The organism is Undibacterium sp. TJN19 (genome assembly GCF_049339485.1).
In the GTDB taxonomy this organism is placed as follows: Bacteria; Pseudomonadota; Gammaproteobacteria; order Burkholderiales; family Burkholderiaceae_D; genus Undibacterium.
The window spans coordinates 799,515-824,498 of record NZ_JBMPPL010000001.1; the positions used below are offsets into that span (position 1 = coordinate 799,515).

Below are 24,984 nucleotides of genomic sequence, written 5' to 3' on the forward strand. Positions count from 1 at the left end.
GCCTAGCGTAAGCCAAAAGCTTTTCGAGTAAATGGACAAACTATTGTGAGACGTCATTGCGCAATCGCTTTCAAGACTCACTGCAAAAAAAAGAAGCCTGGAACTTGCCAGCCCCAGGCGCATTTTAACTGCTAGTTCACTTAAATCACCAATAGCAGCGTAGTACAGTCAACTATTGCAAACGCCTACAGGATTTCGACAGCCAGCGTCAATTTCACGCTTCTGATTTGGGATGTATCCTGACTAAAACAATGCGCGGGCCGTTCATCTTTTTTACAACAGCATCAAAGCGGTCGAACTCGACTTTCTGCCCTTCCACGGGTAAATCGCCCAATTTATGCATGATCAGTCCACCTATCGATTCGACTTCATCACTATCGACATCAAAGCCCAGGGCACTACCCAGAGTGAACAGAGGCAGGCTGCCCTTGCCAATCAGCGTACCATCATCGAGCAAGGTCCAGTCGTTTTCATTTTGCCTGAATTCATCACGTATCTGGCCAACCAGTGCACTCAGCAAGTTATCCAGGGTTAAAAAACCTACTGGCTTGCTGCCACGCACACCCACTATGGCGAAATGCGGCGCGCCCTTGCGGAAACGGCGGAACAGTTCCAGCGCAGCCATGGTGGGCGGGACAAACTCCACCTGGCGCAAATGCTTGCTCAGATCGTCAAGCGGTTTGCCAGCCTGTTGGGCGAGGAATAAGTCTTTCAGGTGCAACATGCCCAGCACGGTTTCTTCGTCTTCGTCAAAGTAAGGATAACGGCTGAAGCGGTTGCGGCTGGCCGTCTGCATGTTTTCTTCCAGGCTGAGATTTTTGTACATCGCCACGACTTCGCTGATGGGCCGCATCAGATCAGAAATTTCCAGCCCGCCGAAATCGAGCACCTGGGCCATGATGCTCCACTCATCGCGGGTTTCTTTGCTGCCGTTGTGGTTGCCGCGCAAGATCAGTTTCAGTTCTTCCGGTGAATAATGCGCTTCCGTCCCATGCCCGGCATTGAGGCCTATCCATTTCAGGACTTTGTTGGAACTCCAGTTCAGTGTCCAGATCGCCGGATACATGGACCAGTAAAACGCATACAGCGCCGGTGCCGTCCACAGGGAAACTTTTTCCGGCATGCGTATGGCCATGGATTTCGGTGCCAGTTCACCGACCACGATATGCAGGAAAGAAATGACAAAAAATGCGAAGAAGAAAGAAATGCCGTGTATCAATTCGGCGGATGTCACACCGATGACATGAAACAGGGGTTGCAGCAAACGCGCAAAGGCCGGTTCACCTATCCAGCCAAGTCCCAGCGAAGCCAGGGTGATGCCCAACTGGCAGGCGGATAAATAGGTATCCAGATTCTGATGCACGGTCAATAGCAAACGACCCCGCAGACCGGAAGTCTTTGCAATACTGCGTACTCTGGTCTGGCGCAATTTCACCAAACCAAATTCTGCCGCCACGAAAAAGCCGTTTAATAAAACCAGTAATAGGGCAGACAGCACCAGCAATAAATTTTCCAACGTTCAACCTTTGTCATATACACCTCGACACTTTAGACTAAATTGCCCCGATTTGCATGCAAATGGACAGGAATAAGCTGATCTGCCCGCTATCTGGTGTCTACTGTCGCCAATCCGTCGTCTATCCGTCGTCTATCCCTTCTCACCATGCCATCAACCGCCACCCTGCCCATCCACATTTACTTACAAACAGGCACATCTAAGCGCATGACAAAACCGGCAATTTGCGTTAAAAGCTAATGTCTACAGCAATTTGAGGAGATGCGTTTGAGCTTAGACAACGTTTTGTCGGAGATTCACCTTCGGCTTACCGAAACCCCGGCACTGAACGATATTCACTATCTGCACAAGCTGGTCGCAGAATTACGTCCTCCCCGTCCGCAAGATATTACCCGTGCGACGGACAATCTGCGCGCCCTGTGCTTCGTTCTGCAAAGAAACCCAGCCTGGCGCACCGCGCTCAGGGCCTATCTGATACAGGTAGTAACGACACGCAAACTGGTGCATTTATTTACCGACACCGGCATCACCATGAACGTCGGTTTCTGGACGGCCGCCAGGCAGAGGCTGATGAACAAGTTTTTGCCGCCACTGATGAATGATGCCTATATCAAGGATGTGTTCGGGCTTTTATTTAATCTGCAATCTGACTACATCTGGGTCAACGGCGTGGAAGATCAGGTCTGGGCCGATTTGTTCAGGGCCGTCGGCTTCCGTTCACGCAATGCCCGCCCTACTTATGCCATTTTGACCGGCGAAATTTTAAGCGCCGTACAGGTCTTGTCTTACCGCATCACCAATATTGGCCTGGAAGCAGAACTGGTGCGCAACCATCCTGACATAGAAAAATTTGAATCACCGTTTTTGCGGCAAAACGATGCCATCAATGATTATGTACTTTGCTACAACAACTGGCTGACCGACAAATCCTGCCAGCGTGAAGACGCCGCACATATCGAAGTCTTGCTGACGCAGTGCGAAGACATCGTCAACCGCATACGTCGCACGGCATCCATGCAGGGTGTGTCGATCAGCCTGACACGTTTGCTGCTGCAACTGACGCAAAGCTTCGCCCGTTTGCGGCAATTGCTCGATCTGCTCGACAGCCGCAGTACCGCTCACGCAGCGCAAATCGGTACAGTGTTGCTCAAGGAACTGGTAACGGCGGACAACAAACGCCACAGCCTGCGTGACCTGATACAGACCAGTACAGAATTATTGTCCCTGCAGGTGACCGAGCGCGCAGGCAAGAGTGGCGAACATTACGTCACCAGCAACCGTGCCGAATGGCTGGAAATGCTGCGCTCGGCCATGGGTGCAGGCTTCATTGTCGGTTTCATGGCGATGATAAAAATCCTGTTTGGCACACTGGCGATGGCCCCCTTTGGTTATGCCTTGCTGTACAGCCTGAATTATTCAAGTGGCTTCATGCTGGTGCATATCCTGCACTTCACCATTGCCACCAAACAACCTGCGATGACCGCAGCCGTCATCGCGCGCTCGATTGATGAAGGCAAGCAAAAACTCGACGAACTGGCTGATCTCATCGTCAGGGTTTTGCGTTCGCAATTCATCGCCATTATTGGCAATATAGGCCTGGCCATACCAACCGCCTATGCCATTGCCTGGGCCTGGTACGGCATCAATGGCAAGCACCTGGTGTCGGCAGAAAAGGCCGGGCATCTGCTGCATGATATTGATCCCTTTGGCAGCCTGGCATTGCCGCATGCGGCGATTGCCGGTGTATGCCTGTTCCTGTCAGGCTTGATTTCAGGCTATTACGACAACAAGGCCAGTTATTCCAACATCCCGGAACGCCTGCGGCAGTTGAAATGGCTGAAGAAAATCCTCGGTGAAAAACGCCTGCAAAGCGTCACGACCTATATCGGCAATAACCTTGGTGCACTGGCGGGTAACTTTTTCTTTGGCATCATGCTGGGCAGCATAGGCCAACTGGGCAGCTTTTTTGGTTTGCCAATTGATATACGGCACATCACATTTTCCAGCGCCAATTTTGCCTTCTCGCTGGTGGGTCTTGATCATCATATGAGCTGGCAACTGGCCGTCTATTCCATCTTTGGCATTTTCACCATAGGCATGGTGAACCTGGGTGTCAGCTTCAGCCTGGCGATGCTGGTGGCCTTGCGTTCACGCCGTGTCAGTTTTGGCCAGGGCGGCCTGCTCACCATCTTGCTGTGGCAACGCTTTCGTTCAGCACCCCGTGATTTTTTCTGGCCGAACAAGGATGAAGCAGAAAAGCCGACCTGAAATAAACAGAACCCCAAGTCAACCAAAATGGCTGATGCGCCGTTACAAGCCATCAGCCCTAGCTTACCTACCTTAGCCACCGATAACCAGATACCTATGAAATTATTGCCGACACTGATCATCTCTTCCATCGCCATGCTGCTGGCACAAGCTGCCAGCGCACACGAATACGATGCCCTGATCAGGGCAAAAAAATATGCCGAAGTGGAAAAGGCAGCCACCACCAGGCTGAGTACCGATCCCAATAATGCCGATGCCCTGCTGGCCAAGGCCGATCTGATACTGACAGAAGGAAAACTCGACAAACTGGATGATGCCGCCAAATTGGCCGAGCAGTGTATTGCCGCCCATCCGCAACTGTCGGAATGCCATGAGATGCTGGGCAATGTCCTGGGCACCAAGGCCACCAGCGGCAACATCATGGCAGCCATGAGTTATGCAGGCAAAATTCGCGATGCGTTTTTGAAAGCAGTAGAGCTTGATGCCAAGAATTTCAGTGCACGCAATTCACTATTGCAGTTTTATCTGCAAGCGCCCGCTATTGCCGGTGGCGGCAAAAGCAAGGCACAGAACCTGATACTGGAAACCGCAAAAATAAGCCCGGCAGCCAGTACCCTGATGCAAGCCAATGTTGATCTTGGTGAAGAGAAATTTGCCAGCGCTGAAACCGGCGCCTTGTCAGCCATACCCGGCAACATCGAAGCCCTGACGAGAATGCAGCGCAATGTGCTGTTCAGCGTCGGTGCCAATTATGTGCAGCAAAAGAAATTCGCTGATGCAGAACGCATCTTTGGTGATTTGCAGCAACGCTTCCCGGATAAATACAGTGGCAGCTATGGCATGGGCCGCTCCATGCAGGAACAAGGCAAGAACAAGGAAGCCATCGCCTGGTTTGAAAAATCTCTGACCCTGGAAGTGAGTGCGGCAACCTATTACCGCATCGCCCAATGCCAGCAAGCCATTAACGACAAAACCAAGGCGATTGCCTATTTTGAAAAATCCCTGAATACCAGACCTCTCATGAGCAAGAAATTACGTGCCGACGCAGAAGATCAATTGAAGGCACTGAAAACCTGATTTTCCGATGTAGCAGGATGTATTCGCATACCGGCAGGTATGACTTATGAAAAATAAGTCATACCTGTTTTCACATTCGGTCTCATACAATTCAAGGCTCGCCTTAGCGTCAGTTGGCGGGGGTTGACGCATATCAAGAGAAGTGTAGATACTGCCGGACGAATGATTTCTGCTCTCCAGCTGGACGTACAATCCAGGTTCATTTTGCCCTCTCCGTCCTGCCATGAAAACAGCCCATGCATCAACACCTTTTGTCCCGCATACCCTGCTGGAAGATGTGCTGGCCATCGTGACAGGATGCCTGCTGGTTTCCCTCGGCGTTGCCCTGTTCAACCAGGCTGGCTTGCTGACCGGCGGTACGGCCGGGCTGGCTTTCTTGCTGCACTACAGCACAGGCTGGTCTTTCGGGATCATTTTCTTCCTGATCAACCTGCCCTTTTACTGGCTGGCTTGGAAACGCATGGGTTGGCGCTTTACGCTGAAGACGTTTTGCGCGGTGGCCCTGGTGTCGCTTTTTTCCAGCCTGCATCCTAAGCTTTTGCATCTAGCTGACATGACAGCCGTGACAAGCTTCTATGTCGCCATGACTGGTGGACTGATGATGGGCGTGGGCTTCATCGTGCTCTTCCGTCACCAGGCCAGCCTGGGTGGCATCAATATCCTGGCCCTGTATCTGCAAGAAAAACGCGGCATACGCGCAGGCAAATTACAGATGGGCATTGATTGCATGATCGTGCTGGCGTCGCTGACAGTCGTCACCCCGGTGGCCTTGCTGGCATCGGTCATAGGTGCGCTTGCGCTGAACCTGGCGATCAGCCTAAACCACAGGCCAGGGCGTTATATGGCGATGTAAGGCAATTTGAGGTGATGTCAACCAACGCAACGGCAGCCACAAATGCCTGTCTTCCTTTACAATGGCCTTATTCACTTTGTAAAGGATCAGCATGAAAACCAAAGCCGCCGTTGCCTGGAAAGCAGGTTCCCCACTGACGATAGAAGAAGTCGATCTGCAAGGCCCGCAAGCCGGTGAAGTGCTGATTGAAGTCAAGGCCACCGGCATTTGCCATACCGATTATTACACCCTGTCGGGTGCTGACCCGGAAGGCCTGTTCCCTGCGATTTTAGGTCATGAAGGCGCAGGCGTCATCGTCGATACCGGCCAGGGCGTCAGCCTGCGCAAGGGTGACCATGTGATCCCGCTGTACACGCCAGAATGTCGCCAGTGCAAATTCTGCCTGTCGCGCAAGACCAACCTGTGCCAGGCGATACGTTCTACCCAGGGCCGCGGCCTGATGCCGGATGCGACCTCGCGTTTTTCACTTGATGGAAAACCCCTGTTTCATTACATGGGTACATCGACTTTTTCCAATTACATCGTAGTGCCAGAAATTGCCGTCGCCAAGGTGCGTGAAGATGCGCCTTTCGACAAGATTTGCTACATTGGTTGCGGTGTCACCACTGGCGTCGGTGCCGTGGTTTTCACTGCAAAAGTTGAAGCGGGTGCAAACGTCGTGGTGTTTGGTCTGGGCGGCATAGGCCTCAATGTCATACAGGCTGCCAAAATGGTCGGTGCTGACAAGATCATCGGTGTAGACCTGAACCCCGCGCGTGAAAGCATGGCGCGCCAGTTTGGCATGACCCACTTCATTAACCCTACGCAGGTAGAAAACGTGGTTGACCACATCATCCAGCTGACTGATGGCGGCGCAGATTATTCTTTCGAATGCATCGGCAACACCAAGGTCATGCGTCAGGCGCTGGAATGCTGCCACAAAGGCTGGGGCAAATCCATCATCATCGGTGTCGCTGAAGCTGGTGCAGAAATCTCTACACGCCCCTTCCAGCTTGTCACTGGCCGCGAATGGAAAGGTTCAGCCTTTGGTGGCGCACGTGGCCGTACTGACGTACCAAAGATCGTCGACTGGTATATGGAAGGCAAACTCAATATCGATGACCTGATCACGCACAGGCTGCCGCTGGAACGCATCAATGAAGGCTTTGACCTCATGAAGAGTGGTGAATCAATACGTTCAGTGGTGTTGTACTGATGACGCAGCGCAATTCCAAAGAGGATATGGAAAACGACACAGACGAAGTGACATTGCTGAGCCAGCATGCCTGCCACGGCGGCGTGCAGCGCTTTTATCAGCATGACTCTGCCGAAATAGGTTTACCCATGCGGTTTTCTGTCTACCTGCCACCACAAGCCATGGCAGGTGAAACCTGCCCTGCCATTATTTACCTGGCGGGCCTGACCTGTACTGAAGAAACTTTCATGATCAAGGCGGGTGCACAAGCCATTGCCGCCCGCGAAGGCATCATCCTCATCACACCGGATACCAGCCCGCGCAATGCCAACATCCCCGGCGACAGCGATGCCTGGGATTTTGGTGTGGCAGCCGGCTTTTACCTCGATGCTACGCAAGCGCCGTGGAGCAAACACTACCGCATGCACAGTTACATCGTCGCTGAACTGCTGCCCATGCTGCTGGCCAGCCTGCCCATGGACAAGTCGCGCGTCGGTATCATGGGGCACTCGATGGGTGGTCATGGTGCCCTGGTACTGGCCTTGCGCCATCCTGAGCTGTTCAGCAGTGTCTCTGCCTTTGCCGCCATCGCCGCCCCCAGCCAGTGCCCCTGGGGACAAAAAGCCTTCACCGGCTATCTGGGGCCTGATCAAACGACCTGGGCTGAGTATGATGCCACCGCATTGATGCAAAAGCAGAGCCAGCCACCCTTCCCCAAAGGCATTTTGATCGACCAGGGTTTTGCCGACAAGTTTTTGGCCGAACAACTACACCCTGAAAAATTTGCCGCCGCATGTGCCGCAGCAGGGCAAGCGCTGAGCTTGCGCTATCAGCCTGAGTATGACCATGGTTATTACTTCATCAATAGCTTCATTGAAGATCATTTACTGCATCATAAGCAACAATTATCGGGTTAATTTTAAATTTGGCGGTAAACTACGTTGGACAAAACTCATACTCGCAAGATCAAATCATGTCCCATGCACTATTAAGGAAAATAACTTTTGCCTTTGCTTCGATGCTTTGTGCCGCCACTGTTAATGCTGGGGACACTAAAGATCCCAGCTCTGGGAAGTTAGTATTATTTCCAGGGCAGTTACCCAGTAACAATTATGGTGGCGGCGATTATATTCAAACATTTTCAGGTTGGAATGTTCCTGGCAAACATTTTAAGACTGGGGATGGATGGTGGGTCTTTGCCTGCAAAAAAAGCTGCGAGCTCAGCTCAGCAGCAATGACTGTCAAAGACAGTACACACGCTGATTATGACGGGCCACCACTTCTGAGCCAACTAATGAAATGGTCACCACTGCCCTTCCAATTGGATGACGAAAAGCGGTATGGTTCGTCAGAAAACGCACTAAGCCCTGAGCGTGCGCGCAAGCCTTTTGATCCAATCTTACTTGCGATGTTTAAACCAACAGGAGAATTAGCAAACCGCTTGCATTTCTCTGTAGGGCCTGTGACAACGTGGTGGCATCATGGCATGACAAATCTCCCTAAATCTAACGGAGATTTTTCCCGAACATCAATTGAAATTGGTAACGGAAAGCAAGCCATTTTGTCTCAGCGCTTTATCAACCTTCCGAAACAGCCAAATGATAAAGAAGAGCAACGGCAGCTTTTAATTGAACTGCAAATTGATGGCATTCGCCAAACTCTTGCAAGTTATACGTTTCATATGGAATTGGAAGAGTTTCGCTCACCCAAATCTTATCTAATGTGGATAGGCGATATTGATGGCGATGGCAAAGTTGACATATTTATCAATTCAACGAGTTACTACTGGAACACAACAATGTTTCTATCATCCTTGGCAAAAAAGGGAGAGCTTGTAGGTAAAGCAGGAAACTTCAACTTTTCGCCCCCCGACTCTGCAGGTTGCTAATGCAGATATAAAGCTTTAACGCCCTTAACTAGGAATCATGTAATACCTATCACACAAACCTGCACCAAACTGGAACAAGCACTCTATTTCTGTGCGATTTTCGCTTAACTGTCATTAATCTTGTGTAAAATCGAGCGACATCGTCGCGCATTTTTGCGCATCATTCAGAACGACATAACAAGAAAGCAAGAGATGAGTAAAGTAGTCATCAGCGGCACCGGCTTGTATACGCCATCCCAGTCCATATCCAATGAAGAACTGATTGCCAGCTTTAACGGCTATGTCCAGCAACATAATGCGCAAAACGCTGCGGCCATCGCTGCTGGCGAAGTCGTAGCGCTGGAAGAATCCAGCGTCGCCTTCATAGAAAAAGCTTCCGGCATCAAATCACGTTATGTGATGAACAAAGAAGGCGTACTCGACATCAACCGCATGGTGCCACGCATACCAGAACGCAGTGATGATGAACCATCGATCATGTGTGAGATGGCAGTTGCTGCCGCCACCCAGGCGCTGGAACGCGCAGGCCGCACAGCTGCCGATATCGATGCCGTCATTTGTGCTGCCAGCAATATGCAGCGTGGTTACCCGGCAATGGCAGTAGAAATTCAGGCCGCCCTGGGTATTGATGGTTATGGCTATGACATCAATGTTGCTTGCTCTTCTGCCACTTTTGGCATACAGGCAGCCGTGACTGCGATAGAAAGTGGCCAGGCACGTGCCGTGTTGGTGGTCAACCCTGAAATCACCAGCGGCCACCTGAACTGGCGCGACCGTGACAGCCACTTTATTTTTGGTGATGCCTGCACGGCCATCATCGTGGAACGTGCAGACCTGGCGACCTCCAGACACCAGTTTGAAATCGTCGGCCTGAAGCTGAAAACGCAATTTTCGAACAATATCCGCAACAACTTCGGCTTTTTGAACCGCGCAGATGAAAGTGGCATAGGCAAGCCAGACAAACTGTTCCGCCAGCAAGGCCGCAAGGTGTTCAAGGATGTGTGCCCCATGGCCGCTGCCGTGATCACCTCCACGGTAGAAGCAGCCGACATCGCCATCCCCGATGTCAAACGCTTCTGGCTGCACCAGGCCAACCTCAACATGAATTTGCTGATCGCCCGCATGATTTTGGGCCGTGATGCCACGGCGGAAGAATCGCCAACCATTCTCGATACTTACGCCAATACCTCGTCAGCAGGTTCCATCATCGCCTTCCACAAATACCAGGAAGACCTGGCTGCTGGCAGCATCGGTGTGATTTGCTCATTTGGTGCGGGCTATTCCATCGGTTGCGTGGTCGTGAAAAAACTTGCCTGATACGGGCAACACGCCATCGCCTTAGTCAGCGCATGAATTGAAAAAGCCGCCTTGTGCTCATCACCAGGCGGCTTTTTTGTCAGTACGGCTGTATTACATCCCCAGAGACTTCAACAATTCTTCATTGGCGTCATCTGATGGCGGCGGCGGGGCCTCGGCCTTTTGACCAGCCTGCTGCATATCATTGAGCAGGTCATCGGCATCAGGCACTTCATGGGTTTCAAAATCGTGCAATTTGATGAACTCTGTACGGTCTATTGCCAGTTCCAGATAGAAGATATTGTTTTCTTCTGTGAAAAAAGACACGCGGCGCAATTCTGGCCTGTCCAGCGGGGTATCGACACTGAGCATCACCTGCTTGGTCAATACCAGCATCTTGGGCTGGTTTTGCGTGATATTGGTTTGCAGTTCCCTGCGTACCTTGCCGGTGAAGTCACCGACGATCTGGTTCATCAGTTCACCCAGAATATTGGCCACTTCATCGGAAGTGAATGAGGTTGCCAGCTCAGACTTGGGCATGCCCATGTTGAGCATATATTTCTCATAGATTTCCAGCGCGGTATCGCCATCAAAATTCAGCACCACCAGACCAGAAAAACCGCCATCAAACAGGACAAAGCAACCGATATCGGGCTTCAAGCCTATCTTGGTGATACGTTGCACCATGGCTGAATAATGCACTTTGCTATGTGTCGCGACGTTCAAAACACGGATGACTGAATTGCACAAGCTGGTCAGCAGGTCTTCGGTTCCGTAGACGACACCGATTTCTTTTGTGTCCATGTTTATCTCCTGAAATTTTTATATCAAATCACGCCAGTCTTGTCTGCCTCAGGCAACAAGATTCAGGTCATGGTCATTTGTCCTGAGCAGATGGGCGCGCCATCTCATCACATTCCATCTTGCTGGCAACCGCTGTGCTGGAAACCAGGGCATAAGAAGCCGTCACATCGGAAACTGCAATACGAAACAATACTACCCTGCTGAGCAGATGGGCAAGCTTCTCTTGCCATACCGGATTTTGCCTTGCATCTTCAGGCATGGCAGCAAGTGCTCTGCGCAAAAGGGCAACTTCAAGTTCCAGCTCGCGTACACGTCGCACCGCGCTCATTGCCGCTGGCGGGGCCTTGTGACCCGTCAACAACTCCTCCAGCGCATCAGTTTGCGGTGTCGGGTCGTCGATGAGCATGATTTACTCCTTAAAGTACCGGACATGCCGGGAAACGAAGCGGCATACCCCCAATAGCACAGCTTTATTGCCTGTCTGGATAATGAAAGAATACTGAAGGGATTGCTCCCCGTCTACTTGTTTCATGTAGTGTGCGTAATTTGCCCACTACAGACAGGAACAGACCACATTGACATTGTTACAATGCGAGTAAAAACAACAATAGTCAAGAGAATGTCGTGAAATGCGGCAAGGACAAAGAATGTAGCTTCCTTGTCATGCTGGCGATGCCCTAGCGACGTGAAACGACCCTGGCGAGGGATACACCATAATCTCTGAAACCCATGCGCCGATAAAGGCGCAACGTGTTTTCATGTGCCTGCATGACGCGCAGGAAGCTTTTCAGCTTGCCTTGCGTTTGCCGTCTTAGCAGTTCTGACACCAGGCCGTGCGCCAGGCCCCGTCCCTGAAAATCAGGATGGGTGCAGACACTACTGATTTCAGCATAGCCGCCTGCGCAAATGCGGCTACCTGCCATGGCAATCAGTCGCCCGGCATCAAATATGCCCAGGGTTAGGCCCAGTTCCAGGCTTCGGGACGTGAATGGCCTCAGATTGCTCAGCTTGGCAAGTTGCCATGCCTGTGCTGCGTGCCTGGCATCAAGCACCATCGCTTCTTGTACAGGGTCAGCCAGTGGCGCATCTGCGTCCCAGCATAATTTCAGCAAAACGGCCTCGGCTTCGATCTGCCAGCTTGGCGGCGCAGGGCCCTGCCAGCCGTCGCAATAGAGGTGTTCGCCAGTTTGCACAAAGGGCGCAAGACCGGCAAAGTCCGGGGTTTCTCTATCTGCAAAAGCCACCACGGTAGGAAAACCCGCGACATAACGACGCGCCATAGCACTGCCTTGGGCAAACCTGGCATGCGGCCCTGACAGCGTGTGCCAGACGATATTGTCGAGAATGTCTGTCATGGGCAGATGAGCATGGTGGATTTCATTTGCCAGCATCAAGATTTGCCATCAAGCTGCAAAGCGTCGGGGTACAGCCTGTCTTCATGTTTCGGGCTGGGCCATAAACCTTCGGGGCGTTTCAGCATGATTACCACCATCGTCAGGCCTATCAGCAACTGGCGCAACACCTCAGGCTCTATCCATACCCGGCCCAGCAATTGCAGTTGCAGCGGTTCGACGATATAGCGCAACACCTCTGGCAAGACGGTCAGTATCATCGCCCCCAGTATGACGCCAGGTATATGCCCGATACCACCCAGTATCACCATCGACAACACCATGATGGATTCATTCAGAGAAAATGATTCAGGTGACACAAAGCCCTGAAAGGCTGCAAACATCGCCCCCGCCACGCCCCCAAACGACGCCCCCATCGCAAACGCCAGCAACTTGATATTGCGGGTATTGATACCCATCGCCTTTGCCGCCGTTTCGTCTTCGCGTATGGCGATGAAAGCACGGCCCAGGCGTGAATCATGCAAGCGTACGGTCACAAAAATAATCGCGATGCACAACGCCAGAAAAAGAAAATAATAGGCGTTCACCGAAGGCATGGAAAATTCGCCCCAATGCAGAACCGCTTTTGACCCGGGCTCACCCGCCAGTGACATTCCAAATATACGGATAGGGTCTATCGCGATAATGCCTTTCGGGCCATCCGTAATGTTCACCGGCGCATTCAGGTTGATGATGAAGATACGCACAATTTCACCAAAGCCCAGCGTCACCACGGCCAGATAATCACCGCGCAGCTTTAGCGTAGGCGCACCCAGCAAAGTCCCCAGCAGCGCCGCCAGGCCAGCCCCAAGGGGCACAATAAACCATACCGACAAATGGATGCCATGCCTGGTAATGTCTGGCCCACACAGCCACACCAGGGCATTGCCAATCTGAGGGTAAGTATTGACGAAAGATTCCAGCACGATGGCAAATTGCGGCGATGCCAGCAAGGCCGTCATATAAGCACCAAGCGCATAAAAAGCGATGTAACCCAGATCCAGCAGCCCGGCAAAACCCACCACAATGTTCAGCCCCAGCGCCAGCATGATATACAGCAGCGCAAAATCCATGATACGCACCCATGCATTGCCAAACTGCTGCGCGATGAAAGGGAAGACCAGTGCCAGACCCAGCACCAGCAGATAACGGTAAGAAAGCGCAGCCTTGCTGAAATGCGCTTTGGTGCTCAACAGGCTGATCATCGAAAACATCTTCCAGTGCAGATGTCGTCACATCGGTAAGGTGGTGTCAGGCAGACATACATCATTATTTTCCAGGCAAAGATGAATGCTGCCCATCTTAAGCATCTGCAAAACCTGCCGCTACCAGAATCTTGCTCAAATCAGGCTGGGTAGTCGCCCCGTCAATACACGGCCAAACGCTGGCGTGATTGCGAAGGCGTTACTCCAAACACCGACTTGAAGCTGGACGTGAAATGGCTATGGCTGACAAAACCCGTTTCATGCGCGATGGCCGTCAAGTCAGTGGATGCCTGCATCGCCTCCAATGCCTTGCCCAGCCGCCTGCGTATCACATAACGGTGCACCGGCACACCCACTTCTTCGCGAAACACCCTGGCCAGATGGAAGGGCGAGGTATTGGCGTGCTGCGCCAGGCTGGTCAGCGTCCATTCATGACCGGGGTGAAGAGAAACCAGTTCCTTGACCGCTTCCACCTGCTGACGCCGCCTTGCCATCGTCAGGCTGTGCCTTGCGCGGTCTTGCATGCGCCCATCCACACACGCTGCCTGCACCGACCCTGTCAGCACCGCGACGCTGATTTCTTCAACCGCCAGACGGTCAACCACAGCCTGCCGCAAATGCCGCCACAACAGTTCACGGTTCAGCACACTGGCAGGCGAAAGCAGACAATGCGCCGCCAGCGAAGACGAAGAAAAATCCTGCATCGCCACCGTCTCGGTCAACATCTTCGCCAGCACAGCAGGCGCAAAATCCAGCACCAGGGATTCATCCCCGATGTCATCCACAAAACTGATGGAATAAGGCTGCCCCGTACCAAGCAAAATCGCATGACTAGGGTTGGCAATGAAATGCTGCCGCGGCCCGTCATGCTTGGCAAACACCCCCTTGATAGGCAACAAGACCAGATCCGCCGTTTCACAATCCACCGACCGCGCCCCATCCGGCGAAGGCCGCGCAATGCCATGCCGTATTGACAGCAGCTCGCTTTGAAAGACGGTTTTCAGGTCAAGTAGCATGGAATGATGATGGGTAGCAACGCTTCAAGGTAGATTATCCGTTAATCCGGCAATCGCCAAACTTGGAATGGATAATAGATTAACTTAATCTGGACGCAATTAAGTTTTGAAGACTCGGTATGAGAAGGCAAAGAATGCGGGAGCGATTATGGGCAGATGATTTCCACAAAGCAAAAGGCCGCATATAGCGGCCTTTTCATTTGGTGCATCTTTCAGCTTGTTAGCGTTCAGAGCACATATCCCAATCTGATAATGCTTGCACTATAGACTAGTATTAATGTAAAGTCAAAACATTATCAAAAAAACATGGGATCAGACATGCTCGGCAAAATGGCATATCGATTGGCGCTGGATTTGGGCTCCACTTCTCTGGGTTGGGCGCTTATAAGACTAGATGCCGAGAACTTACCCTGCGCAGTAATTAAAGCCGGTGTAAGAATTTTTTCAAATGGCAGAAACCCAAAAGATGGGTCATCCCTTGCCGTAACGCGCCGTGAGGCACGAGCTATGCGCAGACGCCGTGATCGATTGCTCAAGCGCAAAGCTCGAATGATGCGCTCATTAATTGAGCATAAATTTTTTCCTGCAGATGACGACGCCCGCAAAAGTATGGAAACGATCAATCCATATACTTTACGAGCCAAAGGTTTGGATCATGAACTGACACCTGAAGAGTTTGGCCGCGCACTCTTCCATATCAATCAACGCCGTGGATTTAAGAGTAACCGTAAAACAGATAAGAAAGATAATGATAGCGGCGCATTGAAGACAGCAATCAATAAACTGCGCTCAAATTTGGCTGAGGAAAACTGCCGGACGGTTGGCGAGTGGCTATACAAACGAGATAGTGCTGGCTTGACAGTGCGTGCCAGATATCGCGAGACCAAAGTAGTAAAGGATGATGGAAAACAACGCATCGATAAGAGTTATGATCTCTACATAGATAGGGCAATGATAGAAGCGGAATTTGATGCTTTGTGGGGAAAACAAGCAACTTTCAACCCCGTTCTCTTTAACGAGTCTGCGCGTGCTGATTTAAAAGATGTGCTATTACATCAGCGCCCCCTAAAACCTGTCAAACCTGGTCGTTGTACATTTTTACCAGATGAAGAACGCGCCCCCCTTGCGCTACCAAGTACTCAAAGATTCCGGCTGTATCAAGAAGTGAATAATTTGCGAATATTGAGGCAAGGTATGCGCGAAGAAGCACTAACACTGGAACAGAGAAATCTGCTTATCAAGGCACTGGAAGAAAATAGTAAACGTACGTTCATACAAATAAAAACTTTACTGGGAATTGGTAGCGTCAATTTTAATTTTGAAGATCCTAAACGGCTGGAACTGAAAGGAAACATAACTTCTGTAAAACTCAGTTCTTCTGATTGCTTTGGGAAAAACTGGTTTTCTTTTGATGAGGAAAAACAAGATGCCATTGTTACGCAACTTGTTACCGAAGAAAATCTCGCGAAACTCATACGCTGGTTGAAAGCAGAAACTGGTATAGATGACGAACGAGCAGAAAATATTGCGAACACAGCGCTACCAGAAGGCTATGGCAGCCTTTCTGCAAAAGCACTCGCTCGAATTCTCCCTGAATTGAGACGCGATGTTATCACCTACGATAAGGCCGTGATTGCTGCTGGTTTTGAGCATCACAGCAATATCAGCCCTTCTGCTACAGGTGAAATATTGGGCGAATTGCCGTATTACGGACAGGCTCTTCAAAGGCACGTTGGATTTGGTACTGGCAATCCAAATGATACTGACGAAAAGCGATATGGTCGAATCGCCAACCCTACAGTCCACATTGGCTTAAATCAGGTGCGCTTGGTAGTCAATGCTCTTATCAAAAAATATGGGCACCCAAGTCAGGTAATTGTAGAAGTTGCTCGCGACTTAAAACAAAGTAAAGAGCAACGCGATGAAGAGAGCAAGCGTCAAGCAGAAAGACAAAAACGTAATAGCCAGATCCGCACAGAAGTAGCACAAATTCTCGAAATTAGTGAAGAACGTGTAAGAAATGCAGATATTCAAAAAATGATTCTCTGGGAAGAGCTCAGTTTTGATCCCGCGGATCGTCATTGCCCTTATTCTGGAGTACAAATTAGTTCCAAAATGCTACTGAGTGACGAAGTAGAAATAGAGCATATCTTGCCATTTTCCATTACTTTGGATGACAGCCTCAACAATAAAACAGTCGCCATGCGACAGGCAAATCGTGTGAAAGGCAATCGCACACCTTGGGATGCCTTTGGTGGGGCAAATAATATTGCTGGATTTGAGTATGTAAATATTCTCTCCAGAGCAGAGCACATGCCAAAAGCAAAACGATACCGCTTCGCAGAAGATGGTTATCAACGTTGGCTAAAAGATGATGCGGGCTTTCTGGCACGTGCACTCAATGACACGCGTCATATGAGCAAAGTTGCCAGAGAATATGTGCAATTGATTTGCCCTAAAACAAGGGTAATACCAGGTCAAATGACTGCCATGTTAAGAGCAAAATTTGGCCTGAACGATGTACTAGGTTTGAATGGTGAAAAAAATAGAAACGACCATCGTCATCACGCGGTTGATGCTTGCGTGATTGCAGTTACCGATCAGGCGATGTTGCAACGCTTCGCGCAAGCGAGTGCCAGTACCCGTGAAAAACAACTGAATCGTCTAGTTGACGATATGCCTCTACCTTGGAAGACCTATCGTGAGCATGTGGCGCGCGCAATCAATAATATCTGGGTCAGCCATAAACCGGATCATAGTCATGAAGGAGCCATGCACAATGACACGGCGTATGGCCTACTAAGTAATGGCAAAGTAAGTGTTCATAAATTCATTGATGGGAAGCGCACAAAGCTTGAAGAAAGCCTCAAAGTTATTCGATTTACTAACCCTGCCACACCTGACAGACACGGAGTCCTTGAAAACGGAGAACCTCGCCCTTACAAGGGTTACAAAGGTGATAGCAATTACTGTATTGAAATTGTACGCAATAAAAAGGGTAAATGGGAAGGTGAGGTTATTTCGACCTTCGAGGCGTATCAAGTAGCACGTAAATTTGGCCAAACACGGCTAACGGATCCATCTTTCAGCATAAGCAACAAACCCCTGATCATGAGATTGATTGGAGACGATTTTGTACGTCTATTACACAATGGAAAAATTACCACCCTAAGACTTTGCAAATTAAGTGGGGACGGTGTACTAGCGTTTGCAGATACAAGAGCTGCAAACGTAGATGCAAGAACTAGGACCAAAGAAATTTCATATATTTTCAAAACTGCCGGTTCAATGCAGAAAACAAATAGCCGACGAATAACAATCTCACCGATAGGTGAGTTGCGTGACCCAGGTTTTAAAGGCTAATCACCATGATAGGCCGCATAGTAGAAATAGCAGACGATCGTCGCCATTTATTTCTATCACGCGGCTTCATGGTGGTTCAAGATACCGAAGGTGAACGCAAGGAACTGGGTCAAATTCCTCTTGATGATATTGCAGCAGTTATAGCAAATGCACACGGCCTGAGCTACACCAATAATTTATTGATCGCCCTGGCTGAACGTTGTGCACCTTTCGTCCTGTGTGCGGCCAATCACAATGCTGCGGGCATGCTGTTGCCAATAGACGGCAATTTTCAACAGGCAAAACGCTTTGATGCGCAGCTTGCAGCTTCGCAGCCTACGATTAAAAGGTTATGGGCAGATATCGTCAAATCCAAGCTCCAGCAGCAAGCCGCAGCATTGGAGGCGGCAAACGCTGCCAGTATCCCGCTCTCGTCCCTGGTTCGCAAAGTGCGCTCTGGCGACCCGGATAATTTTGAAGCCCAGGGTGCAAGACGCTATTGGAGTTTATTATTTGGTGATGCTTTCCGGCGTGACCAACAAGCTGGGGGCTTGAATGCCATGCTGAACTACGGCTATACCGTATTAAGAGCAACCACTGCACGCGCTGTAGTTGCCGCTGGCTTACATCCCACTATGGGTCTGCATCATAGCAATCAGGGAAATGCCATGCGCCTAGTAGACGATTTGATGGAACCATTTCGCCCCATGGTTGACCTGAAAGTATGGCAACTTCTAAAGCAAGGCGAAGACATGATTACGCCAGAAACAAAACGTGCACTGGTGCGCACTATGTATGACGACATGCAAACCAGTGCGGGTGTTACACCTGTCATAGTTTGTACGCAAAAACTGGCCGTCTCACTGGCCCAAATTTTTATCGGTGAAAAAGAAAAACTGGATCTGCCACTTCCCGGTCTGCCCCTCAACCTTGCGGCATCATTACAAGACGAGTAATGCGCCATGCTAAGCGGATATCGCATCATGTGGATGATAGTGATGTTTGATTTGCCAGTCATAGAAAAAGCCGAGCGCAAAGCTGCGACAGAATTTCGCAATTCATTATTGGACATGGGATTTGAGATGTCACAGTTTTCCGTTTATATGCGTTTTTGCACAAGCGTTGCACAGGTAGAAACATATTGCAGGCGTGTAGAACAAAAACTACCTAGCGGTGGGAAGGTGAATATCCTACAATTTACCGATAAACAGTATGAACGCATCATCACTTTTCGCGGAAAAGCCAAGCAAGTGGCAAATAAAACCCCAGATCAGTTTGATTTATTCTAATGAATTCACACGTTTTTCTTGAGTCAAAAAACAATAAACCCCTGAATAATCAGGGGTTTATTGCATTTCTAGTCTAACAGATTGGGATATGTGCTCTGACCGGAACGATGGAAAGGTGCTCAAAGATTCAAGATGCAGTCTAACAGATTGGGATATGTGCTCTGACCGGAACTACAACTCAAGGCGGAATTTTCGGCGGTTCAGTCTAACAGATTGGGATATGTGCTCTGACCGGAACTACAGAATCTCAAGTTAAAAAATCTTGGAATAGTCTAACAGATTGGGATATGTGCTCTGACCGGAACTCACTGGCGTGGCGCTGGCTTCAGCATCCGAGTCTAACAGATTGGGATATGTGCTCTGACCGGAACAGCAAGCGATGCTTGGTCTTGGGTGCGCCCAGTCTAACAGATTGGGATATGTGCTCTGACCGGAACGTGATCGGCCTACGCCCATCCAGCATATGAAGTCTAACAGATTGGGATATGTGCTCTGACCGGAACTCTCATTCAATTGCATTAAAACAAAACGTCAGTCTAACAGATTGGGATATGTGCTCTGACCGGAACTCGATCGATTTGGCGTTGATAGAGTAAGGCAGTCTAACAGATTGGGATATGTGCTCTGACCGGAACTTGCCGTTGACGCTCAAAATAACAGCGTCACAGTCTAACAGATTGGGATATGTGCTCTGACCGGAACTAACTCTTCAGTCACACTGAGAATGAAAGGAGTCTAACAGATTGGGATATGTGCTCTGACCGGAACCAAGGCATGGGCAGCTCGCCGAAAGGAGGGAGTCTAACAGATTGGGATATGTGCTCTGACCGGAACCAACACCGCCAACACTTGTCAACGCCGTCGAGTCTAACAGATTGGGATATGTGCTCTGACCGGAACTCAATCGTGTGTTGATCGAACCAACGCCATAGTCTAACAGATTGGGATATGTGCTCTGACCGGAACAAGAAGGATCTGATTCCACCAGTCCATCTTAGTCTAACAGATTGGGATATGTGCTCTGACCGGAACAAGACGGTACTGAAATCAGCACCGTAACGAAGTCTAACAGATTGGGATATGTGCTCTGACCGGAACGGTTATAGCCAGCAGAATAAGTAGGCGACGAGTCTAACAGATTGGGATATGTGCTCTGACCGGAACAGGAATAGTCATGCCCAACAATCGCCCATGAGTCTAACAGATTGGGATATGTGCTCTGACCGGAACGTAACTGGCGCAGCAATACCATGGCCTGCCAGTCTAACAGATTGGGATATGTGCTCTGACCGGAACTCTCTAAGTGTGCATATGACGAGCCTGGCGAGTCTAACAGATTGGGATATGTGCTCTGACCGGAACTTGGTGCAAGCGTTGGCAGATGGTAAATTGAGTCTAACAGATTGGGATATGTGCTCTGACCGGAACGCGTGCCTTATGATGCTGGCAAGCCAGTCAAGTCTAACAGATTGGGATATGTGCTCTGACCGGAACTAGTAGCGCTGGCGGCTGCGTTGGTGGTTTAGTCTAACAGATTGGGATATGTGCTCTGACCGGAACATGATCATCATGTTTGCCAAGCAGCAAGCAAGTCTAACAGATTGGGATATGTGCTCTGACCGGAACAACCCGTACCGCCTGCCGTTTTGGTCGTCGAGTCTAACAGATTGGGATATGTGCTCTGACCGGAACGGAAGAAGCGTTATGAATGAGAAACAAAAAAGTCTAACAGATTGGGATATCTGCTCTGACCGGAACTAGCATCTTCCAGTGCATTATGCGGAATAGAGTCTAACAGATTGGGATATGTGCTCTGACCGGAACGGGCATCGCGGAATTGATCTACATATTGGTAGTCTAACAGATTGGGATATGTGCTCTGACCGGAACACCGAATAGAATGTCATGCATTTGCTGATAAGTCTAACAGATTGGGATATGTGCTCTGACCGGAACTTTACATATGCCATGTTATTTCCAATCAAGAGTCTAACAGATTGGGATATGTGCTCTGACCGGAACTTTACATATGCCATGTTATTTCCAATCAAGAGTCTAACAGATTGGGATATGTGCTCTGACCGGAACGCAATCTGACAGTCAGCGGAACATTGGCAGAGTCTAACAGATTGGGATATGTGCTCTGACCGGAACTCTAGTACAGGGCGATTGATTTCGGAATGTAGTCTAACAGATTGGGATATGTGCTCTGACCGGAACTGGATGACCAGACAATCAGAATTGCAATCAAGTCTAACAGATTGGGATATGTGCTCTGACCGGAACAACTCCAGAGTTTTATGTATTATTCATAAGAGTCTAACAGATTGGGATATGTGCTCTGACCGGAACTTCAACACTCAACAATCGCCGGGCTTCTTCAGTCTAACAGATTGGGATATGTGCTCTGACCGGTACATGCAATTGCTGTTGAAGCTGGCCGATTGCAGTCTAACAGATTGGGATATGTGCTCTGACCGGAACAGTATAGCCGTCGTTAAAGAGTCCATCTCCAGTCTAACAGATTGGGATACGTGCTCTGACCGGAGCTGTGAACCCTTGGTCAAATAGGTAGAAGCCAGTTTAACAGATTGGAATAAGTGCGCTGATTGAAACGAAGACACAGCCCACGCGAAACGATAATTGAGTCGAACAGACAATTATTTTTTCTAAAGGGTTTCCACGTATTGCAGTCTATTTTTCCCACGATCAAAACTGATCTACCATACGTAAAAGCTTTACGTACATGATCAACGCATCTATTCATTGAAAACTATCTTTAAAAACCCCTCCCACTCCCCCAAAAACACATCCCGCGCGCGCACTCCTGCGGGCCCCTGCTCTTCCTTCTCGTCTTGCGTAAGCCGGGCAAATACCAGGGTGCGCTTGTCTTTTTCTGCCCAGCCGACAAACCAGCCGTAGGCGTGGACTTCGTCGATGTTGCCGTCTGTATTTTTGGGGAAGCCTGAGCCTGTCTTGCCGTGTATGACCCAGCCACCCGGTGATTGTGGCAGAAGGGTCAGTTGCTTTGTCATGGCAAGTGCATGTGGGCTGACTTGCAATTCTTCTTTGATGATTTTTTTCAGGAAAGTGATTTGTTCCATCGGTGATATTTTTAGCGATGAACTTATCCAGGCGCGTTCAAGGCCGTTGTTCTTGCCGGGGTCGCCACTGATGTCTGCATTGCCGTAGGCAAAATCGTTGACGTATTTTTTGAAGCGCGTTTCACCCAGTGAGTTTGTTATTTGTTGCGAGTACCAGACGACAGAATATTTCATCCATGCGGCAGGGTCGGTCGGTTGACGCCAGTTGTCACCACCCCAGTCGGCATAGCCTTCATGGAAAGGCAGGCTGGGCGCATGCTGGTCTTTCAAAAAACCGGAATCAAAACCCATGAGGCTCAGGGCGATTTTGAAGGTGGATGCGGCAGTGACGCGCTCTGCGCAATTGCCGTTTTGTAGCAGGATTTTGCCAGTATCTGTATCGGCAACGATGGTGCATATGGTTCTGGCCTGACACGGGGCGATGAATAGTGTAGCGGTCATCAAGATGATCGCAAGCAAGCGAAAATACAGGGGTTTCATCAGGTTCTTTCTATCGTTAGCGTGTGCATATTGTTTCAACTGAAGCTGCTTTATCGCATTACAGGCGATATTCCCAGATCAGGCGCAGGGTGCGTGTTGATTGCTGCTGGCCTGCATCTGTCCAGCGTGATGTTGGGGTGGCGTAGGCACCGGTTTCCAGTCTGTCTTGCTGCAAAACATTGGTGACAGAAAAGCGCCACTGGCTTTGTTTGTTTTGTTTCCAGGCGAGGTAGATGTCGAGGTTGCGTCTGGGGCCGGTATGGCTGAACAGCAGTGATGATTCGCGCACATTGTCTGCGGCCTGAAAACTGACATCTGCGCCGACACGCCATGCGGGTTGAAACTGGTAGTCTGCCCCGGCGCTAATGAGCAGGCTGGTTTGCTGTGCCAGGCGGTTGTCTGGCCCTGGTACCTGTTCTACCTTTGACCAGTTGCGGTTGATGGTGGCGCGCAGGCCTATGTCGGGCAGCTCATGTGAAAATTCTTGCAGCCGGGTTTTGATTTCGGCTTCCAGGCCAAACACGCTGGCACGGCCGCTGTTGGTGAGGCTGGTGACCCAGTTGCCATCGTTTTGGGTCAGTTGTTCAAGCATGACGTCATCAATGCGCCGGGCGTAGATATTGGCGCTGAACATGCTCGATTCTGTCAGGTAATGCTCATAGGCGATATCGATGCCCCATGCGCGTTCAGGGCGCAATTGCGGGTTGCCCTGAAAGTTTGCATTGAGGGGGGTGTTGTTGTTATCGATGCGGAAGCGGCGCGGCACCAGGTTGGCGGCGGTGGGCAGTTTGAAGCTGCGGTTGAGGGCGAAGCGCCACTGTCTTTTTGCATCGAGCTTCCACACGCTTTGCAGTATGGGGCTGAGTATGCTGGACTGGTTTTCAAAATCGAATACACCTGCTTCTTTGCTGTCGCTGCTGATACGTTCCCAGCGCAAACCCAGGTAAGCTGACCAGGCGGGGTTGATGGTCCATTCATCCTGGACGTAGGCGGCCAGTTTGCTCAGGCGTGACTGGTAGGTGTGGGCATCTGTTGCGGCGGTGCCGCTTTGCAGGTCAAGGTCAAGTTCATTGCGGTCTTCAGTGCGGGTGCTGCGGCTGCTTTCCCAGCCCAGGCTCAGCACGTGCTGGGCTGAATACGGTGCCAGGTATTTGCCGACGAATCGGTATTCGTTTTCAGTAGCGCCACCATTGACATAGCGATGCTCGCGCTCAATGGCATTGCTATCGTTGCCCCAAAACTGGAACTTTGCATTGCGGTCAAAATGGTTCCAGCCCAGGTTGAGGGTCAGTTTGGCGCTGTCGGCAAGTCGTTTTTCCCAGCTCAGGTCATTGTGTGATGTGAGTATATGTGCCGTCCAAATGCTGCGGTTGTTGGGGAATTCGGTCGTGTTGCCCAACATGCTGGTTTCTGTTTCGCCCTTGGCTGTTTCTGCCCGCGTTAAATTGATATAGCTTTGCCAGTTCAGGGTGTTTTGCGCATCGACTTTCCAGTTCAGGCGTGGCGACAGGCTGATGGCATCGCGGCGGTTTTGCTGGGTCTGCTGCAATTGCCGGTCTGCCTGTGTTTGCCATAGACCGCTGCCTGGCTGAAGACTGGCAAAACTTTCTCTTTGCAGGTTATTGACATCGTTGTTGTTGCTTTCCATGGTTCCTGCCAGGACATAGGAAATATCCCCTAGTTGCACAGGCAGTTTGTCGCCCATGCTCCACGAGGCATTGCCAGATACGCGCCCGGCCTGCAAGCCAGCGCTGGTTTTGATTTCACTGGGCTGGCTGCTGGTTTTTTTCTTGAGCAGGATGTTGATGGTGCCAGCGATGCTTTGTGCGCTGACATCGGCACTGGCGACCCGCATGACTTCGATTTTTTCTATGAGGTCGGGGGCAATGCTGTCTATGGTAAAACCTGCGGGTGTGGCCTGGCCGTTCAGCAATATCTGGGTGTAGCCATTGCCCAGCCCGCGCATGCGTATTTCTGCGCCCTTGCCTTTGCTTTCAGTGACGGTGATGCCGGGCAGACGTTTGAGGATATCGCTGAGGTTGGCGTCGCCATATTTCTCAATTTCTTCGCGGCCATAGCTACTGCGCAAACCGGCATCGTCCTGGCGGTCACGTGCAGACTGGGGTTTGCCGGTAATTTCCACTTGCTGGCCTGCACCCTGGGCTTGCACAGGTTTGCTGGCAAATAGCGCGAGTGCGGCAAGGGCGATACCTGACAGGGTGATTGATTTTGGTTTTAAAAACATCGGTTTTTCTTTCATTGATCATTCTCAGGGCGTGAC

General features: G+C 50.4%; 18 protein-coding genes and 1 CRISPR repeat array. Of the genes, 10 read left to right on the forward strand and 8 right to left on the reverse strand.

What is annotated here, in order from left to right:
- Positions 1-214: 214 nt before the first annotated feature.
- A complete protein-coding gene (locus tag ACO0LH_RS03805) occupies positions 215-1,516 on the reverse strand; it encodes a hemolysin family protein (protein ID WP_422939705.1) in 1,302 nt (433 codons plus the stop codon).
- Positions 1,517-1,783: 267 nt separating this feature from the next.
- On the opposite strand from ACO0LH_RS03805, the gene ACO0LH_RS03810 reads away from it, so the two are divergent.
- From ACO0LH_RS03810 to ACO0LH_RS03840, 7 genes are all read left to right on the forward strand, one after another.
- Positions 1,784-3,784, forward strand: coding sequence for a site-specific recombinase (locus ACO0LH_RS03810; RefSeq protein WP_422939706.1), 2,001 nt, complete (start codon positions 1,784-1,786; stop codon positions 3,782-3,784).
- Positions 3,785-3,811: 27 nt separating this feature from the next.
- On the forward strand, positions 3,812-4,861 hold the full coding sequence (locus ACO0LH_RS03815; RefSeq protein WP_422939707.1) for a tetratricopeptide repeat protein: 1,050 nt from the start codon (positions 3,812-3,814) through the stop codon (positions 4,859-4,861).
- 223 nt (positions 4,862-5,084) lie between these two features.
- Entirely contained in the window at positions 5,085-5,714 is a 630-nt protein-coding gene (locus ACO0LH_RS03820) for a YitT family protein (protein ID WP_422939708.1), read from the forward strand.
- Between the two features lie 91 nt (positions 5,715-5,805).
- Entirely contained in the window at positions 5,806-6,909 is a 1,104-nt protein-coding gene (locus tag ACO0LH_RS03825) for an S-(hydroxymethyl)glutathione dehydrogenase/class III alcohol dehydrogenase (protein WP_422939709.1), read from the forward strand.
- Complete coding sequence (fghA, locus tag ACO0LH_RS03830) at positions 6,909-7,805, forward strand: S-formylglutathione hydrolase (protein ID WP_422939710.1); 897 nt, start codon at positions 6,909-6,911, stop codon at positions 7,803-7,805. Before ACO0LH_RS03825 ends, fghA begins: the two co-directional genes overlap by 1 nt.
- A 56-nt stretch (positions 7,806-7,861) precedes the next feature.
- On the forward strand, positions 7,862-8,776 hold the full coding sequence (locus ACO0LH_RS03835) for a hypothetical protein (protein WP_422939711.1): 915 nt from the start codon (positions 7,862-7,864) through the stop codon (positions 8,774-8,776).
- A gap of 192 nt (positions 8,777-8,968) precedes the next feature.
- On the forward strand, positions 8,969-10,093 hold the full coding sequence (locus tag ACO0LH_RS03840) for a beta-ketoacyl-ACP synthase III (protein ID WP_422939712.1): 1,125 nt from the start codon (positions 8,969-8,971) through the stop codon (positions 10,091-10,093).
- A gap of 93 nt (positions 10,094-10,186) precedes the next feature.
- Here ACO0LH_RS03840 and ACO0LH_RS03845 read toward each other — a convergent pair whose 3' ends face one another.
- The 5 genes from ACO0LH_RS03845 to ACO0LH_RS03865 all read right to left on the reverse strand — a co-directional run bounded on the left by ACO0LH_RS03845 (position 10,187) and on the right by ACO0LH_RS03865 (position 14,488).
- Positions 10,187-10,876, reverse strand: a complete 690-nt coding sequence (locus ACO0LH_RS03845; RefSeq protein ID WP_422939713.1) for a DUF3334 family protein — start codon at positions 10,874-10,876, stop codon at positions 10,187-10,189.
- A gap of 73 nt (positions 10,877-10,949) precedes the next feature.
- The gene (locus ACO0LH_RS03850; RefSeq protein WP_422939714.1) at positions 10,950-11,282 is read right to left on the reverse strand and encodes a hypothetical protein; all 333 of its coding nucleotides are present in this window, start codon (positions 11,280-11,282) and stop codon (positions 10,950-10,952) included.
- Between the two features lie 271 nt (positions 11,283-11,553).
- A complete protein-coding gene (locus tag ACO0LH_RS03855; protein WP_422939715.1) occupies positions 11,554-12,267 on the reverse strand; it encodes a GNAT family N-acetyltransferase in 714 nt (237 codons plus the stop codon).
- Positions 12,267-13,472 (reverse strand): ABC transporter permease subunit, encoded by a 1,206-nt coding sequence (locus ACO0LH_RS03860; RefSeq protein WP_422939716.1) that lies wholly within the window; start codon positions 13,470-13,472, stop codon positions 12,267-12,269. The genes ACO0LH_RS03855 and ACO0LH_RS03860 overlap by 1 nt, the downstream gene beginning before the upstream one ends.
- Positions 13,473-13,633: 161 nt before the next feature.
- Positions 13,634-14,488 (reverse strand): helix-turn-helix transcriptional regulator, encoded by an 855-nt coding sequence (locus ACO0LH_RS03865; protein ID WP_422939718.1) that lies wholly within the window; start codon positions 14,486-14,488, stop codon positions 13,634-13,636.
- Positions 14,489-14,806: 318 nt separating this feature from the next.
- Here ACO0LH_RS03865 and cas9 point away from each other — a divergent pair, with 318 nt between their 5' ends.
- From cas9 to cas2, 3 genes are read left to right on the forward strand one after another with little or no spacing between them, the layout of a single operon-like run.
- Positions 14,807-17,851 (forward strand): type II CRISPR RNA-guided endonuclease Cas9, encoded by a 3,045-nt coding sequence (gene cas9 / locus ACO0LH_RS03870; RefSeq protein WP_422939719.1) that lies wholly within the window; start codon positions 14,807-14,809, stop codon positions 17,849-17,851.
- Between the two features lie 5 nt (positions 17,852-17,856).
- Positions 17,857-18,786, forward strand: a complete 930-nt coding sequence (gene cas1 / locus ACO0LH_RS03875) for a type II CRISPR-associated endonuclease Cas1 (protein WP_422939720.1) — start codon at positions 17,857-17,859, stop codon at positions 18,784-18,786.
- 27 nt (positions 18,787-18,813) lie between these two features.
- Positions 18,814-19,119, forward strand: coding sequence for a CRISPR-associated endonuclease Cas2 (cas2, locus tag ACO0LH_RS03880; RefSeq protein ID WP_422940560.1), 306 nt, complete (start codon positions 18,814-18,816; stop codon positions 19,117-19,119).
- Positions 19,120-19,189: 70 nt separating this feature from the next.
- Positions 19,190-21,735: a CRISPR direct-repeat array (repeat unit 36 nt; unit sequence AGTCTAACAGATTGGGATATGTGCTCTGACCGGAAC).
- Positions 21,736-21,878: 143 nt separating this feature from the next.
- Here cas2 and blaOXA read toward each other — a convergent pair.
- Positions 21,879-22,703: a class D beta-lactamase gene (gene blaOXA / locus ACO0LH_RS03885; RefSeq protein WP_422939721.1), complete on the reverse strand. Its 825-nt coding sequence runs from the start codon at positions 22,701-22,703 to the stop codon at positions 21,879-21,881.
- A gap of 58 nt (positions 22,704-22,761) precedes the next feature.
- Complete coding sequence (locus tag ACO0LH_RS03890) at positions 22,762-24,963, reverse strand: TonB-dependent receptor plug domain-containing protein (RefSeq protein WP_422939722.1); 2,202 nt, start codon at positions 24,961-24,963, stop codon at positions 22,762-22,764.
- Positions 24,964-24,984: the final 21 nt, after the last annotated feature.